Origin of the sequence: Pluralibacter gergoviae ATCC 33028 = NBRC 105706, from assembly GCF_001598855.1 — a bacterium.
Classification (GTDB): domain Bacteria; phylum Pseudomonadota; class Gammaproteobacteria; order Enterobacterales; family Enterobacteriaceae; genus Pluralibacter; species Pluralibacter gergoviae.
In genome coordinates this window covers 332,116-347,045 of record NZ_BCZS01000002.1, presented here as the reverse complement: position 1 = coordinate 347,045, position 14,930 = coordinate 332,116, and the positions used below count along the sequence as shown (strand labels likewise).

Here is a 14,930-nt window from a genome sequence, read left to right as displayed (position 1 = left end):
CGATTAAAAAGAAAGAGATGACAACAATGACAAGCAAACTGACGACGACCGCTGTTCCCGCTCCCGACGTTGTGCGCTGCGCCTATATGGAAATTCAGGTCACCAGCCTGAAGGCGGCCCGCGAGTTTTACGTCGATATTCTTGGCCTGGTGGTGACCGCCGAGGATGACAAGACCCTCTACCTGCGTTCAATGGAAGAGTTTATTCACCACAACCTGATCCTGCGTGAAGGCCCGGTGGCCGCCGTCGCCGCCTTTGCCTTCCGCGTGCGCGCCCCGGAGGATGTCGATCGCGCCGAAGCCTACTTTAAGGCGCTGGGCTGCCGCACGGAGCGCCGGGTTAACGGCTTTGTGAAGGGCATCGGCGATGCGGTGCGCGTCGAAGATCCCCTCGGCTTCCCCTACGAGTTCTTCTACGACGTGCAGCACGTCGAGCGCCTGGCCTGGCGCTACGATCTTTACACGCCGGGCGCGCTGGTGCGCCTCGATCACTTTAATCAGATAACCCCGGACGTGCCGCGCGCCGTGGAATATATCGAGGGGCTGGGCTTCCGGGTCACGGAAGATATTCGCGACGATGCCGGGGTGGTGTACGCCGCCTGGATGCGCCGCAAGGCCACCGTGCACGATACCGCCATGACCGGCGGCGCCGGGCCGCGCATGCACCACATCGCCTTCGCCACCCACGAAAAACACAACATTCTGGCGATCTGCGACAAGCTCGGCGCCCTGCGCAAGTCAGACCTTATTGAACGCGGGCCGGGCCGCCACGGCGTCTCTAACGCCTTCTATCTCTACCTGCGCGATCCTGACGGTCACCGCATCGAGATCTACACCCAGGATTACTACACCGGCGATCCGGATAACCCGGTCGTAACCTGGAACGTACACGACAACCAGCGTCGCGATTGGTGGGGCAACCCGGTGGTGCCGAGCTGGTACACCGAAGGCTCGCTGGTGCTGGATCTCGACGGCCAGCCGCAGCCGGTGGTCGAACGCGAGGCGCCCAGCGAAATGGCCGTCACCATCGGCGCCGACGGCTTTTCCTGGACCCGCGAGGGCGATACGGAAAAGGGCTTTAAGCTCGGCAACTCTCTGTAACCTCCGCGCGCGGGATGTTCCCGCGCGCCTCTGCCCCCGGAGGGCGCTATGCCGCATTTTATTGCTGAATGCACCGACAACATCCGCAGCGAAGCCGATCTCCCCGGCCTGTTCGCCAAGGTCAACGAGGCGCTGGCCGCCACCGGCATCTTCCCCATCGGCGGAATACGCAGCCGGGCGCACTGGCTGGATACCTGGCAGATGGCCGACGGCAGGCACGATTACGCCTTCGTCCATATGACGCTGAAGATCGGCAGCGGCCGCAGCCTGGAAAGCCGCCAGCAAACCGGAGAGATGCTGTTCGGGCTGATCAAGCAGCACTTCGCCGCCCTGATGGAGAGCCGCTATCTGGCGCTCTCTTTTGAGATCGAAGAGCTGCACCCGACGCTGAACTACAAACAGAACAACGTGCACGCGCTGTTTAAGTAACGGTTTCTGACCCTCTTTGCAGCGGGAGAGGGAAACCGTGCGGTACTCACAGGAAGCCATCATGCTCGATAAACAGACCCACACCCTGATAGCCCAGCGGCTGAACCAGGCGGAAAAGCAGCGGGAGCAGATCCGCGCCGTCTCGCTTGACTACCCGACCATCACCATTGAAGACGCCTACGCCGTCCAGCGCGAGTGGGTGGCGATGAAAATCGCCGAAGGCCGCACCCTGAAGGGCCACAAAATCGGCCTGACCTCTAAGGCGATGCAGGCCAGCTCGCAGATAAGCGAACCGGACTACGGCGCCCTGCTCGACGACATGTTCTTTCACGACGGCAGCGATATTCCCACCGACCGCTTTATCGTCCCGCGCATCGAGGTGGAGCTGGCCTTCGTACTGGCGAAACCGCTGCGCGGGCCGAACTGCACCCTGTTCGACGTCTATAACGCCACCGACTACGTGATCCCGGCCCTGGAGCTGATCGACGCCCGCTGCCACAACGTTGACCCGGAAACCGGCCGTCCGCGCCAGGTGTTCGACACCATCTCCGACAACGCGGCCAATGCCGGGGTGATCCTCGGCGGCCGGCCGATCAGGCCAGACGCGCTGGATCTGCGCTGGATCTCCGCCCTGCTCTACCGCAACGGCGTCATTGAAGAGACCGGCGTCGCGGCGGGCGTGCTCAACCACCCGGCCAACGGCGTGGCGTGGCTGGCCAACAAGCTCGCCCCCTACGACGTCCAGCTCGATGCCGGGCAGATTATCCTCGGCGGCTCCTTTACCCGCCCGGTGCCCGCGCGACGGGGCGATACCTTCCACGTTGACTACGGCAACATGGGCGCCATCAGCTGCCGCTTCGTTTAAGGAGAAGAAGATGAATAACACGTTTAAAGCCGCGCTGAAGGCCGGCAAACCGCAGATTGGCCTGTGGCTGGGGCTGTGCAGCAGCTACAGTGCCGAACTGCTGGCGGGCGCAGGCTTCGACTGGCTGCTGATCGACGGCGAGCACGCGCCGAATAATGTGCAGACGGTCCTGACCCAGCTGCAGGCCGTGGCTCCCTATCCCGGCCAGCCGGTGGTGCGCCCGTCGTGGAACGATCCGGTGCAGATCAAGCAGCTGCTGGACGTCGGCGCGCAGACCCTGCTGGTGCCGATGGTGCAGAACGCCGACGAGGCCCGGCTGGCGGTGCGCGCCACCCGCTATCCGCCGGAGGGGATCCGCGGCGTCGGCAGCGCGCTGGCCCGCGCCTCGCGCTGGAACCGGGTGCCGAACTATCTGCAGGAGGCCAACGACGCCATGTGCGTGCTGGTGCAGATTGAGACCCGCGAGGCGCTGAAAAATCTGCCGCAGATCCTCGACGTCGACGGCGTGGACGGGGTATTTATCGGCCCCGCCGACCTCAGCGCCGATATGGGCTTCGGCGGCAACCCGCAGCACCCGGAGGTGCAGGCGGCGATTGAGAGCGCCATCGCGCAAATTCGCGCAGCCGGGAAAGCGCCGGGGATCCTGATGGCGAACGAGCCGCTGGCGAAGCGCTATCTCGAACTCGGGGCGCTGTTTGTGGCGGTCGGCGTTGATACCACCCTGCTGGCGCGGAGCGCGGAGGCGCTGGCGGCGCGCTTTAACGCCGGGCGCGATACTGCAGCTGACAATAATAAATCCGTCTACTGAGCGGAGACCCGGAGCGCATCATGACAGCCTCTTCCCTGCATCCTGATAACCACAGCGCTGGCGGGATCGAACAGCGCGTAATAAAAAAACTGTTTCGCCGTCTGATTACCTTTCTGTTCGTCCTGTTCGTCTTCTCCTTCCTCGACAGGATCAACATCGGCTTCGCCGGGCTGACCATGGGCAAGGATCTGGGCCTGACCTCAACGATGTTCGGCCTGGCGGCGACCCTGTTCTATGTCACCTACGTGCTGTGCGGCATCCCCAGCAATATCATGCTGGCGAAGGTCGGCGCCCGCCGCTGGATTGCCGGGATCATGGTGGTGTGGGGTATCGCCTCGACCTGTACCCTGTTCGCCACCAGCCCGCAGACGCTCTACCTGCTGCGGATGCTGGTCGGCATTGCCGAGGCGGGCTTTCTGCCGGGGGTGCTGGTCTATCTCACCTGGTGGTTTCCGGCCTGGCACCGGGCGCGGGCCAACGCGCTGTTTATGATAGCGATGCCGGTAACGATGATGTTCGGATCGCTGCTCTCCGGCTACATCCTGGCCCTTGACGGCCTGTGGCATTTAAAAGGCTGGCAGTGGCTCTTTCTGCTGGAGGGGCTGCCCTCGGTCCTCCTCGGCGTTGTGACCTGGTTTTTCCTTAACGACACCCCGGACCAGGCCGGCTGGCTGGACGACGATGAGAAGCGGGCGCTGAAGCAGATGCTCGATCGGGAGCGCAGCGCTGCCGCTGCTCCCCGGAGCGCACCGCGCTCCACCCTGCGGGAAGTGCTGACGCCCGCCGTGCTGCTCTACACGCTCGCCTACTTCTGCCTGACCAACACCCTGAGCGCCATCAACATCTGGACGCCGCAGATCCTGCAGAGCTTTAACACCGGCAGCAGCAACATCATGATTGGCCTGCTGGCGGCTATTCCTCAGTTCTGCACCATTTTCGGCATGATCTGGTGGAGCCGCCGCTCTGACCGGCGCAGCGAGCGCAAGCTGCACACTATCCTGCCCTACCTGTTCGCCGCCGCCGGCTGGCTGCTGGCATCAGCAAGCGGCAGTAACCTGATCCAGCTGCTGGGGATCGTCATGGCGTCGACGGGATCGTTTACCGCCATGGCGATCTTCTGGACCACGCCGGACAGGGTAATCAGCCTGCGGGCGAGGGCCGTGGCGCTGGCGACGATCAACGCCGTTGGCAACGTCGGATCCGCCGTCAGCCCGCTGCTGATCGGCATTCTGCGCGACAGCACCGGGAGCTTCAGCGCCGGGCTGTGGTTCGTCGCCGGGCTGCTGATAGCCGGCGCGCTGGTGCTGACCGCCATTCCAATGGGCGGCCGCCGCGAACCGCAAACGGCGGTGATTTCTGTAGCGGAGAAGCGGGCATGACCGCGGAGGCGGCCTTTGCGCACGGCTACCAGAATATCGATCTGGTGCGGGAGTATGACGCCCGCTACGCCGGGGAGGACGTGCACTACGAAACCTTCGCCCGGCTGGCGGCGTTCTTCGGGCGCGATATGCGCCCCCACTGGCACGACCGCTACTTCCAGCTGCATTTTCTCGCCACCGGACGCATCACCCTGCAGCTGGACGCCCACTACTACGCGGTGCGCGCGCCGCTGTTTATCCTCACCCCGCCCTCGGTGCCGCACGCCTTTTTTACCGAGCCGGACAGCGACGGCCACGTACTGACCGTGCGCCAGGAGCTGGTCTGGCCGCTGATTGAGAGCCTGTGGCCCGGCAGCGGCGAGGCGGCGATGCTGCAGGGGATCTGCCTGTCGCTGGAGAATCTGCCCGCCACCCTGAGCGCGCTCAACCACCTCTGGCCAACGATTGCCGATGAATTTCGCCATCGGCGCCCCGGCCGCGAGCTGCTGCTGCAGTCCCTCGCCCGCAGCGTCTTTACCCTACTGCTGCGCGAGGCGCCGCCGTGCGACAGAGCGCCAAGCGGCGTGCGCGGCGAGATGCGGCTGTTTCAGAAGTTTAATCGCCTGGTGGACGAACGCTTTCGCCAGCACCTGACGGTGCCGGCCTACGCCGACATGCTGGGGATGAGCGAATCCCGCCTGACGGAGCTGTGCCGCCGCTTCGCCAACCAGCCGCCGAAGCGGCTGATCTTCGAGCGCGTCAGCCGGGAGGCCCGGCGCCTGCTGCGCTTCAGCGAACTGAGCGTCAACCAGATTGCGCTGGAGCTGGGGTATAAGGATCCGGCCTACTTTGCGCGCTTTTTTCACCGCATGGAGGGGTGCTCGCCGACGGGGTATCGGGGGAGTTAGGCTGGGTCTCTTAACTGGCTTTGTTGAATAAATCAGATTTTGGTTTGCAGACTTCCTCCGTCAGGACTGACGGCGTGCGAACGTGCACATCGTGGATCTTACGGCGGGCGCGAGCCCAGAGGGTAGCCTCCGCTATCCAGCCATTGCGGTAAAGCGCGTTGAACCCGTTGCCGCAGCGCCAGCGCCTCGGGATAGTCGATGGCCACCGCCGTAGGCCGGAGCCGGCCGCCCGGGAATGACCAGATACGCGCTCACGATGTCACCCAGTCCGGCTTCGCCGGCGGCGGCGTCAGCTGCCAGGGCCGGGCAGCCCCCAGGGCCCGCAGCTGCGGCGCCAGGCTGCCGGCACTGCCGAAGCTGAATCCAGGCCAGCGCTGGCGCACGTAGCAGTACGCCAGAAACCCCTCATCGCGGATCCGCGTTACGCCCCCTACTGGCGCCGGGGCTAACCTGTCACCAGCATAACTGTCCCAGCCGCAGGACAGGGCGAGCAGGCTCCAGTGCGCCAGTTCCGGATAGAGGGCCTGCATGTCCCTCAGGCTGAGGCGGACCTGGCGCCCCAGGTCGCATGCAGACCAGCGGCACCGTGCAGTGAACGTTGTCTCGCAGAACTCAAACTGCACCATCGTAGATACTCCCATCATTCATCCTCCCCGGGCGGTTCCTTACTGCAGAACTGCGGCGCCTCCCCGGGCGTGAGGACGATATAGCCCGGAAACCGGGCGATTGTGGTGTGGCTGTAAGGCTCAAATTTTTCACCATCTGTCATTCTGGCCCGGAACCCCTGCAGCACAGTTTTAACAGCCTCACTGCCGACGCCGGGCCATGAGACGCGCATGCTGTCGGGATCAATAAGTGAATACTGTCCCTCCTCGTCGCTGCGCTGGCGCATCCGGAAGTTCAGCGTCAATCCGGAGGTGCTTCCCTTAGTGAGCCAGGTGACGCTGACGTCAAAGACCCGGCGATCGGCGGCGCTTTCAACTACCCGGGGTCGAGTCCGTCAAGGTGGTGTAAATTCAGTTCCAGCTCTCCGGTCCGGTAATATGCCTGTTATGCGCTGACTGGCAGCGCCTCAATCACTTCAGTTTCAGCGGTCTGCTCTATCTCCGCCATGGTGTGTTGCGGCAGATAGCGATTCTGCAACAGCCACTCCTCATTTTGCTCCGTCAGCACTGCGCCCAGTAGCCGCGTAATGCTCTCTTCATTGGGGAAGATGCCCACCACGTCTGCACGTCGCTTCACCTCTTTGTTCAGCCGCTCCAGCGTATTCGTCGAGTGGATTTTCACCCTGTACGCCTTCGGGAAGCCGAAGTACGCCAGCACGTCCGCTTCCGCCTCATCCATCATCTCTGCGACCGACGGGAAGCGCTTCTCCAGCTGGGCAGCTACATCGCGCCAGGTGGCATGAGCACTCTTCGCCTCCGTCTGGACGAACACCTGCTGCAGGGCAGCACGAACTACTGACTGACAGGCCCTGTTGACGCGCCCCATGACGTTACGCATGAAGTGGACCCGACACCGCAGCCAGCTGGCGCAGAACACCTGCTGTATCGCCGCTTTCAGGCCGCTGTGCGCGTCAGAGATGACCAGCTTCACGCCCTCCAGACCGCGCTCTTTAAGGCTCAGCAGGAAGGCCAGCCAGAACGCTTTAGCTTCTGACTCACCGATACCCATCCCGATAATCTTCCGGCGACCGTCCAGGCTGACCGCGCAGGCGATTATTACCGCCACGCTGTCCACCCGGCCGTTTTTGCGGACCTTAACCCAGGTCGCATCCAGCCACAGGTAGGGCCATTCTCCCTCCAGCGGCCGGTTCAGGAACGCGTGTACGCGCTCATCGATACTGCGGCAAATGGACGATACCTGGCTGCGTGAGATGCCGGTCATGCCCATCGACTGAACCAGTGCGTCCACTTTGCGGGTAGAGACACCGTTTATCCACGCTTCCTGAATAACCGCATTCAGCGCCTTCTCAGACAGTCTGCGAGCCTCAAGGAAAGGCGGGAAATAAGAGCCTTCGCGCAGCTTCGGGATACGCAGGTCCAGCGTACCGGGTCGGGTGTTGTACTGTCGGTCACGGTAGCCGTTCCGGTAGGTCTCGCGCTTCTCACTGCGCTCGTGAGGCTCTGCGTTGATGCGCTGAGTAACGTCGGCCTCCATGATGCGGTTAAGCATAAATTCGGTAAGTTCCCGTAGAAAATCTTCACCGCCGAGTTGGATCAGAGCGTTGCTGAATGTCATTCTGTTATCAGCCATCGGTTGATTCCTTCTTAAGATAATGTCTTCGTAACCATTACCTTACCGGATTAGCCGATGGCTCTCACCATTCTCCGAATTTACACCACGCCTTAAGACTCTACCCAGTTCGATCGTCTGCTGAAGAAAATCAGCGTTGAGGCGGCCCTCAATGCCGGGATGTCTCACCATCTGGGCTACGATAAAAATCAGCCTAAACCGGGCTCCAACACCCGCAATGGCTACTCAACAAAGACCGTAGCCACTGCGGATGGTCCACTTGAACTGCGTACTCCCCGGGATCGCGAAGCCACCTTTGAACCCCAGTTGCTGAAGAAAAACCAGACCTGCATCACCGGGTGGATAACCAGATTTTATCCCTGTACGCCAGGGGATGACCACACGCGAGATAACGGCTGCGTTCAAAGAGATGTACGACGCCGATGTCTCGCCAGCGCTGGTCTCAAAAGTCACTGACGCCGTCATGGAGCAGGTTGTTGAGTGGCAAAATCGGCCACTGGATGCCATCTATCCTATTGTTTACCTTGACTGTATTGTCCTTAAGGTCCGGCAGGACAGTCGCGTCATCAATAAATCCGTGTTTCTGGCTCTGGGCATCAACATCGAAGGCCAGAAAGAACTGCTGGGTATGTGGCTGGCCGAAAATGAAGGCGCGAAGTTCTGGCTGAATGTGCTGACAGAACTGAAGAATCGCGGCCTGAACGACATCCTCATCGCCTGCGTCGATAGCCTGAAAGGCTTCCCGGACGCCATAAACGCGGTGTATCGGGAAGCCCGTATCCAGCTGAGCATTGTGCATATGGATGCGCAACAGCCTGCGGTTCGTCTCCTGGAAAGATTACAAGGCCGTTACCCGCGATTTGAAGGCGATTTACCAGGCACCGACGGAAGAAGCAGGTCTGCAGGCGCTGGAAGCGTTCGCCAGCGCCTGGGACAGTCGCTATCCGCAGATAAGCCGGAGCTGGACGGCAAACTGGGTGAACCTTGCGACGTTTTTCGGCTACCCGGCAGATATCCGCAAAGTCATCTACACGACCAACGCCATTAAGTCACTGAACAGCGTGATCAGGCATGCAATCAAAAAGCGCAAGGTGTTCCCGACGGACGAGTCAGTGAAAAAGGTCGTGTGGCTGGCAATCCAGGCCGCCTCACAAAAATGGACGATGCCGCTGAGGGACTGGCGCATGGCAATGAGCCGTTTTATCATCGAGCTCGGTGACCGCCTGAGCGGTCACTTCTGAGAAAAGGCATTTACACAATCTCGTCTCATCGTCATCGTCATCCTCGTCGTCATCCTCGTCGTCATCCTCGTCGTCATCCTCGTCGTCATCCTCATCGTCATCCTCATCGTCATCCTCATCGTCATCCTCATCGTCATCCTCATCGTCATCCTCATCTACGTAGTAATAACCATCACCATCACAACGAGGACAAACGTCAACGTCTTCTTCACCTTCTCCGTAACAAGTGTGGCACTGCGCGAACGGCTTATCATCTTCTGGGTCATAACCTGAACCATTGCAGTTACTGCATGTAATAATTACGTCACTACCACGCCCATGGCATAATGAGCAAATTACTTTTTTCATGATCTATCTCACTTTTGTGTATACGAACGGTTCCCAGACCACCAACGAGCCATTTTATGTACGGATGGTGCTGTATGATTGTCTTAAGAGTCAAAACTCATAAGAGTAGGCATGTTAATCACCAACGATTAAGCTAACCACTCGAGTTATTTTTCTACTTATGTATTGCAATTTTCGAGGAAGTGTGGATGAAAAAAATCGTTTTAGAGTTAAGTGAGGCTGAAAATGTGTTGAGAGAATGGTTTGAAGCTGGAATAGCCTTCAATCTAATTTTTGGACCTTTAGATTTTAGAAAAGAATCAGGTTTGATTCACTTAAGAAAACGTTTTGCCAAAATCCCTCTAGCCCACAGGCCTTACTACTATGACATATTAGAAAAAGCATTTAGCCCACGGCATAACACACTAGATATACTACTTGGACATTATGATAATTCATTGCTGTTGAGAGGTGATTTGTATATATACGCTGAATGCCTTGCTAATAACTATCCCAAAATGCCACTTAATTTATTACTTACTGCAGCAGCAACTAATTCCGTCCTAGACCCACAAAAAATTGTTCACGCTTACTATAAAGTTCGTATAGAATTAGAAAAAAATAATCGCCAGAAACTAGATATTACAATCGAAGATCCTACTCTAATTGAGTTATGTAAAATAGTTAGTGAACGGCAACTTACATCAAACTTGGTTGACATCGAGTATGGTAATCCTCAAGGCGAAATGACTCCATTTAGGATTCACTCCTTCGATTTATTCACTAATAAATACCAAAGATTAGTTGATAAAGAATTTAGCCTTGATCAGGTCCACGGGCACTTTATAAGTATAGCTAATAAGCTTGCTTTAGGTCGAGATCCTTTAAACGATGTATCGCATCCACTACTAAAAGACAAAAAATATACTCAGTGGGCACCAATACTACATGCATTATGTCGAAAACATGAGAATAGTACACAGGTCGAACACCAAGAAAAATATAGCAAAATAATCCCAAGTAAATACCAACATGAGTTATACAGTAATAGTATTAATCATCAGATTAAAAAATTAAGTAAGCGAGCTAGTTCTCTATTTCGATTCCTGAATCCTAGCCCCGATGACTTCGCTCAAAACCAACGAAATGCACTAAAGACTACGCCCCCTGAAGTGATGCAGAAAATGATAATATATCATATGATTATGTTTTATTTTTCACTCATGAAAAATGCTGCTTGGTACATTAAAGTAAGAGATTTCATGACAAGACTAAAAGTGAGTTATCCTCAAGACTATACGTCAAAACTCCTCACTTTTTCTAATAGAAATGAATGTATGGATGATACATTATACAATAGTTTTAACGAAATATTCAGTGCCAATCCTGTCGGTCTTTTCCCTTGGATGTTTTCGGGTGTACTACCAGAACCGATAGAGTTAATGACTCATTATTTCAGCAATAAAAAAAATAAAGACATTGAGCTTATAGATAAAAAAAATAGGTCTTTTAGAAACATTAATTTAGCAGCTTCTGCACTAACAATACCTAACTTTCTTAACAGTTTAGATCGTGCGCAAGGGAGAAATCCTGGTATTATGGTTCAACTACCCTCAAGCAATTCAGAAACGTGTATTTTTTACACAGCCACAGGCATATCAAAACAAGAAAGATTATATCTTGCTGAACTGTTTAGTAAGGGGTTGTATTTTCAAAGAAATCTAGAAGAAAGCTTAACGATGGAACTGAGCGAAATTGAAGATCTACTACTCGGAATTTGTTTCCTTTGGCATGAAAGCTTTGTAGGTAAAATATCTCGGAGTAAGTTCGTTAATATCCTACAAGAAAATAAAATTAATGATATTAGCGAAAGAACTTTAAAAGCAAGAGAGGATAAAGCCAAATATTGGCTTATGCAATGGCCTAGTCAGCGTCCCTTAACAGCCTGAGATATAGGATTATGGCTCCAATTAGTTGAAAATATACTTTTCTATGAATGAGCCGATCGCTTTTTCGTGGACCTTAATGGAACGTGGAAAGTAAATCGTTTTGCGGGCCACATGCTTAATGTGAGTATGGGTGTCAGGTGTTTTTTTTATTTAACAATCCCAGACCGCTCGCTAGTATGTCACATTAGGGTATACCTAAATCGTATGTACAAAACCGACCGGTTTCGTACACCACTAACAGCATCTGAAGTGTTTCGCACGTGGCCTGATGCTGCTGACGTTCTGCGGTCAGCGCATTTCCCTGCGATTCAAGGTGGGTAAGGAGAGTAGCTTGCTTAACGTTGTGAAGGTACTCTTGTAAGCACACCAGTTTTAGTGGGCCTGTACACCATTCTGTGTAAATGCCTTTTCTCAGAAGTGACCGTCGAGGCGGTCACCGAACTCGATGATAAAACGGCTCATTGCCATGCGCCAGTCCCTCAGCGGCATCGTCCATTTTTGTGAGGCGGCCTGGATTGCCAGCCACACGACCTTTTTCACTGACTCGTCCGTCGGGAACACCTTGCGCTTTTTGATTGCATGCCTGATCACGCTGTTCAGTGATTCAATGGCGTTGGTGGTGTAGATGACTTTGCGGATATCTGCCGGGTAGCCGAAAAACGTCGCAAGGTTTAACCAGTTTGCCGTCCAGCTCCGGCTTATCTGCGGATAGCGGCTGTCCCAGGCGCTGGCGAACACTTCCAGTGCCTGCAGACCTGCTTCTTCCGTCGGCGCTTGGTAAATCGCCTTCAAATCGCGGGTAACGGCCTTGTAATCTTTCCAGGAGACGAACCGCAGGCTGTTGCGCACCATATGTACGATGCACAGCTGGATGCGGGCCTCCGGATATACCGCGTTTATGGCGTCCGGGAAGCTTTTCAGTCCGTCGACGCAGGCGATGAGGATGTCGTTCAGGCCGCGATTCTTCAGTTCTGTCAGCACATTCAGCCAGAACTTCGCGCCTTCATTTTCGGCCAGCCACATACCCAGCAGTTCTTTCTGGCCTTCGATGTTGATGCCCAGAGCCAGAAACACGGATTTATTGATGACGCGACTGTCCTGCCGGACTTTAAGGACAATACAGTCAAGGTAAACAATAGGATAGATGGCATCCAGTGGCCGGTTTTGCCACTCAACAACCTGCTCCATGACGGCGTCAGTGACTTTTGAGACCAGCGCCGGCGAGACATCCGCGTCGTACATCTCTTTGAACGCAACTGCTATCTCGCGGGTGGTCATCCCTTTGGCGTACAGGGATAAAATCTGGTTATCCATCCCGGTAATACGGGTCTGGTTTTTCTTCAGCAACTGGGGTTCAAAGGTGGCTTCGCGATCCCGGGGAGTACGCAGTTCAAGTGGACCATCCGCAGTGGCTACGGTCTTTGTTGAGTAGCCGTTGCGGGTGTTGGAGCCCGGTTCAGGCTGATTTTTATCGTAGCCCAGATGGTGAGACATCCCGGCATTGAGGGCCGCCTCAACGCTGATTTTCTTCAGCAGACGATCGAACTGGCTGAGATCGTCGGGAGTTTTGACATTTTTGGCCAGTTCATTAGCCAGAGCCTGCAACTGTTTTTCGTCCATAAAGTAACCTGCCTGTGATGTTGAATTGAACATATCAAAATCAGGCAATTACACAAATTTATGTACAGGCTCCTCAGACCTGATCTGACAGTTACCGGTTATTTATACAGGTATCTGTTAGATTACATCTGGTCTAAATTTTTCTCAGTCCAGACGTGCTTTCCATCAATTAACGTTTCCTGATCCTCCCCTCATAATGTGGACACGCGACTAAGTGATTAAACTCTCAGACAGAGGTGACTCACATGACTAAATCAGCAAACGTAAGTAAGAAGCCAAGAAAACAGTATTCGCCTGAATACCGCAGCGAAGCCCTGAAGCTTGCTGAGCGAATAGGCGTTGCCGCCGCTGCCCGCGAACTCTCCCTTTATGAGTCTCAGCTTTATGCCTGGCGTCGCCGCTGCCGCGTGATTAATGCACGCCAGCGTTTCCGCGACGATTGCGACAGCATTGCCCACGACGCATTCCTTCAGGCGAAACAGCGCTACGGTGCACCCCGGCTGGCAGAGGTACTACGCGAGCAGGGCCTGACGTATAACATGAAAACGATAGCCTCAAGCCTGCGCCGTCAGGGACTGCGGGCGAAGGCCCCACGTCGCTTCAGCCCGGTCAGCTACCGTGAGCACGGCCTGCCGGTCTCAGAGAATCTGTTGAAACAGGATTTTTTCGCCAGTGGCCCGAACCAGAAGTGGTGTGGTGACATCACTTACTTACGTACTGAGGAGGGCTGGCTTTATCTTGCCGTGGTCATCGACCTGTGGTCACGTGCGGTTATCGGCTGGTCGATGTCCTCACGGATGACGGCGCAGCTTGCCTGCGATGCACTTCAGATGGCCCTGTGGCGGCGTAAACGACCAGAAGAGGTTATCGTTCACACGGATCGCGGCGGGCAGTACTGTTCAGCAGATTATCAGGCACTGCTGAAGCGGCACAAACTGCATGGAAGCATGAGCGCCAGAGGCAACTGCTACGATAACGCATGTGCGGAAAGCTTCTTTCACACGCTGAAAGTGGAATGCATCCACGGCGAGCACTTTATTAGCCGGGAAATTATGCGGACAACGGTATTTAATTATATCGAGTGTGATTACAATCGGTGGCGTCGTCACAGTGCCTGCGGCGGTCTCAGTCCGGAACAATTTGAAAATGAAAACCTCGCTTAGAGCTGTGTCCACATTACATGGGTAGGATCACTTACCCTTGTAAGTGACCGTCTTGCGGGTGCGCCTGCCCAGCGCGTCGTAGTGGTACTGTGCGCTGAAGTCGCCCTGCGGGCCGGGGCCGCTGGCCTGCAGCAGCCGGTTGTCCGCGCCGTAGACGTAGTGCTGCTCATTCAGGGCGCTGCGGCGGCTGACCAGGTTACCCCAGGCGTCGTAGCGGTAAAACAGCCGCTGCCAGTGCGCCAGCCGGTTGCTGACCACCGGGACGGGAGGCTCATCGACCAGGTTGTCCGCCAGGTCGTACTGCAGGCGGCGGGCCAGCGGATTCTGCCGCGGCTCCAGGTGCTGCAGCAGGCACCTCTCCGGGTCGTGGCCGTAGTGGACGTCGCCGCGCAGCCCGTCGCGGACCGAATCCAGCTCGCCCCGGCCGGTGTAGCGGAAGGTGCGCCACAGCACGCCCTTCTTCGAAACTGTGATAGTGGAGGAAGCTAACATCAGCAATGCTAACTGCTTTCATTGTGTGCACCTCTGCGTAATTAGAGTCAATACAGCGTGCTATGACATGGTCAGAAAGGCAGCAAAGAAGCTTTTAGATTTTTCAGTCCTGAAAATCATCGTTTTCGATGTAATAACGCACTGCGTTTAGAAGTTCGTCACCTCCGGAAGAAGGATTATGCTCTAGCTTATTGTCAATAATGGCCTTAAAAATCGGCGCTTCAAGGAAAGTGCCGTAGTTATCTTCAAAATCCATTTCCTCATCTTCATTTTGAGCAAGGTAATAACTACCATTGACTATATTTTCTTTTGAAGAAAGATTAAACGATGGCGCAACATACAGCCAACCTACATCAGGCAAACTATCTTTCATTTGCAGTAACTTATTAAAACCTTCAATAACAATCATTTAAC

Annotated in this window: 15 protein-coding genes and 3 pseudogenes; 9 read left to right on the top strand and 9 right to left on the bottom strand. The window is 55.7% G+C overall.

Annotated elements, in window-relative coordinates; genetic code table 11:
• The first annotated feature begins 26 nt into the window (after window positions 1–26).
• The 6 genes from hpaD (at window position 27) to hpaA (ending at window position 5,468) form a co-directional block, all read left to right on the top strand.
• The gene (gene hpaD / locus ENGE1_RS04010) at window positions 27–1,100 is read left to right on the top strand and encodes a 3,4-dihydroxyphenylacetate 2,3-dioxygenase (protein WP_045291170.1); all 1,074 of its coding nucleotides are present in this window, start codon (window positions 27–29) and stop codon (window positions 1,098–1,100) included.
• A gap of 48 nt (window positions 1,101–1,148) precedes the next feature.
• Entirely contained in the window at window positions 1,149–1,529 is a 381-nt protein-coding gene (locus ENGE1_RS04005; protein WP_043086232.1) for a 5-carboxymethyl-2-hydroxymuconate Delta-isomerase, read from the top strand.
• Window positions 1,530–1,590: 61 nt separating this feature from the next.
• The gene (hpaH, locus tag ENGE1_RS04000; RefSeq protein WP_045291162.1) at window positions 1,591–2,394 is read left to right on the top strand and encodes a 2-oxo-hept-4-ene-1,7-dioate hydratase; all 804 of its coding nucleotides are present in this window, start codon (window positions 1,591–1,593) and stop codon (window positions 2,392–2,394) included.
• Between the two features lie 10 nt (window positions 2,395–2,404).
• A complete protein-coding gene (gene hpaI, locus ENGE1_RS03995) occupies window positions 2,405–3,202 on the top strand; it encodes a 4-hydroxy-2-oxoheptanedioate aldolase (RefSeq protein ID WP_048253253.1) in 798 nt (265 codons plus the stop codon).
• Window positions 3,203–3,222: 20 nt separating this feature from the next.
• Window positions 3,223–4,581: a 4-hydroxyphenylacetate permease gene (gene hpaX / locus ENGE1_RS03990; RefSeq protein ID WP_048253254.1), complete on the top strand. Its 1,359-nt coding sequence runs from the start codon at window positions 3,223–3,225 to the stop codon at window positions 4,579–4,581.
• Entirely contained in the window at window positions 4,578–5,468 is an 891-nt protein-coding gene (gene hpaA, locus ENGE1_RS03985; protein ID WP_048253255.1) for a 4-hydroxyphenylacetate catabolism regulatory protein HpaA, read from the top strand. Before hpaX ends, hpaA begins: the two co-directional genes overlap by 4 nt.
• Before the next feature lie 25 nt (window positions 5,469–5,493).
• Here the strand turns inward: hpaA and ENGE1_RS29155 are convergent.
• From ENGE1_RS29155 to ENGE1_RS03970, 4 genes and pseudogenes are all read right to left on the bottom strand, one after another.
• Window positions 5,494–5,634: pseudogene (locus tag ENGE1_RS29155) on the bottom strand (hypothetical protein); the annotation flags it as partial.
• An 85-nt stretch (window positions 5,635–5,719) separates the two neighbouring features.
• Window positions 5,720–6,112, bottom strand: a complete 393-nt coding sequence (locus ENGE1_RS03980) for a hypothetical protein (protein WP_048284819.1) — start codon at window positions 6,110–6,112, stop codon at window positions 5,720–5,722.
• Window positions 6,109–6,378 carry a hypothetical protein gene (locus ENGE1_RS03975; RefSeq protein WP_146144431.1) on the bottom strand — a complete coding sequence of 90 codons (270 nt, stop codon included), beginning with the start codon at window positions 6,376–6,378 and terminating at the stop codon, window positions 6,109–6,111. Before ENGE1_RS03975 ends, ENGE1_RS03980 begins: the two co-directional genes overlap by 4 nt.
• A 140-nt stretch (window positions 6,379–6,518) precedes the next feature.
• The gene (locus ENGE1_RS03970; RefSeq protein WP_048253258.1) at window positions 6,519–7,724 is read right to left on the bottom strand and encodes an IS256 family transposase; all 1,206 of its coding nucleotides are present in this window, start codon (window positions 7,722–7,724) and stop codon (window positions 6,519–6,521) included.
• A 96-nt stretch (window positions 7,725–7,820) separates the two neighbouring features.
• Here ENGE1_RS03970 and ENGE1_RS03965 point away from each other — a divergent pair.
• Window positions 7,821–8,965 (top strand): annotated as a pseudogene (locus ENGE1_RS03965) (IS256 family transposase); the annotation flags it as partial.
• On the opposite strand, the gene ENGE1_RS29150 reads toward ENGE1_RS03965, so the two are convergent.
• Entirely contained in the window at window positions 8,873–9,313 is a 441-nt protein-coding gene (locus tag ENGE1_RS29150) for a hypothetical protein (protein ID WP_255265514.1), read from the bottom strand. The pseudogene ENGE1_RS03965 and the gene ENGE1_RS29150 overlap by 93 nt on opposite strands.
• A 188-nt stretch (window positions 9,314–9,501) precedes the next feature.
• Here ENGE1_RS29150 and ENGE1_RS26705 point away from each other — a divergent pair, with 188 nt between their 5' ends.
• Entirely contained in the window at window positions 9,502–11,241 is a 1,740-nt protein-coding gene (locus ENGE1_RS26705; RefSeq protein WP_072065324.1) for a hypothetical protein, read from the top strand.
• A gap of 21 nt (window positions 11,242–11,262) precedes the next feature.
• On the opposite strand, the gene ENGE1_RS26700 is transcribed toward ENGE1_RS26705, so the two are convergent.
• Window positions 11,263–11,361, bottom strand: coding sequence for an IS1 family transposase (locus ENGE1_RS26700; RefSeq protein ID WP_072065325.1), 99 nt, complete (start codon window positions 11,359–11,361; stop codon window positions 11,263–11,265).
• Between the two features lie 291 nt (window positions 11,362–11,652).
• A complete protein-coding gene (locus ENGE1_RS03960) occupies window positions 11,653–12,861 on the bottom strand; it encodes an IS256 family transposase (RefSeq protein WP_064360549.1) in 1,209 nt (402 codons plus the stop codon).
• A gap of 245 nt (window positions 12,862–13,106) precedes the next feature.
• Between ENGE1_RS03960 and ENGE1_RS03955 the strand changes: the two genes are divergently transcribed.
• Entirely contained in the window at window positions 13,107–14,024 is a 918-nt protein-coding gene (locus tag ENGE1_RS03955; protein ID WP_080964546.1) for an IS3 family transposase, read from the top strand.
• Window positions 14,025–14,054: 30 nt separating this feature from the next.
• Here the strand turns inward: ENGE1_RS03955 and ENGE1_RS03950 are convergent.
• Together ENGE1_RS03950 and ENGE1_RS03945 are read right to left on the bottom strand one after the other, a co-directional pair.
• Window positions 14,055–14,498, bottom strand: a pseudogene (locus tag ENGE1_RS03950) (type IV secretion protein Rhs); the annotation flags it as partial.
• A 121-nt stretch (window positions 14,499–14,619) separates the two neighbouring features.
• Complete coding sequence (locus tag ENGE1_RS03945) at window positions 14,620–14,925, bottom strand: DUF7716 domain-containing protein (protein ID WP_045291419.1); 306 nt, start codon at window positions 14,923–14,925, stop codon at window positions 14,620–14,622.
• Window positions 14,926–14,930 lie beyond the last annotated feature (5 nt).

Bases quoted from the DNA above. Each gene is read 5' to 3' on its own strand.
- hpaD (WP_045291170.1), top strand. From the start codon at position 27: ATGACAAGCAAACTGACGACGACCGCTGTTCCCGCTCCCGACGTTGTG.
- ENGE1_RS04005 (WP_043086232.1), top strand. From the start codon at position 1,149: ATGCCGCATTTTATTGCTGAATGCACCGACAACATCCGCAGCGAAGCC.
- hpaH (WP_045291162.1), top strand. From the start codon at position 1,591: ATGCTCGATAAACAGACCCACACCCTGATAGCCCAGCGGCTGAACCAG.
- hpaI (WP_048253253.1), top strand. From the start codon at position 2,405: ATGAATAACACGTTTAAAGCCGCGCTGAAGGCCGGCAAACCGCAGATT.
- hpaX (WP_048253254.1), top strand. From the start codon at position 3,223: ATGACAGCCTCTTCCCTGCATCCTGATAACCACAGCGCTGGCGGGATC.
- hpaA (WP_048253255.1), top strand. From the start codon at position 4,578: ATGACCGCGGAGGCGGCCTTTGCGCACGGCTACCAGAATATCGATCTG.
- ENGE1_RS03980 (WP_048284819.1), bottom strand. From the start codon at position 6,112: ATGATGGGAGTATCTACGATGGTGCAGTTTGAGTTCTGCGAGACAACG.
- ENGE1_RS03970 (WP_048253258.1), bottom strand. From the start codon at position 7,724: ATGGCTGATAACAGAATGACATTCAGCAACGCTCTGATCCAACTCGGC.
- ENGE1_RS29150 (WP_255265514.1), bottom strand. From the start codon at position 9,313: ATGAAAAAAGTAATTTGCTCATTATGCCATGGGCGTGGTAGTGACGTA.
- ENGE1_RS26705 (WP_072065324.1), top strand. From the start codon at position 9,502: ATGAAAAAAATCGTTTTAGAGTTAAGTGAGGCTGAAAATGTGTTGAGA.
- ENGE1_RS03960 (WP_064360549.1), bottom strand. From the start codon at position 12,861: ATGGACGAAAAACAGTTGCAGGCTCTGGCTAATGAACTGGCCAAAAAT.
- ENGE1_RS03955 (WP_080964546.1), top strand. From the start codon at position 13,107: ATGACTAAATCAGCAAACGTAAGTAAGAAGCCAAGAAAACAGTATTCG.
- ENGE1_RS03945 (WP_045291419.1), bottom strand. From the start codon at position 14,925: ATGATTGTTATTGAAGGTTTTAATAAGTTACTGCAAATGAAAGATAGT.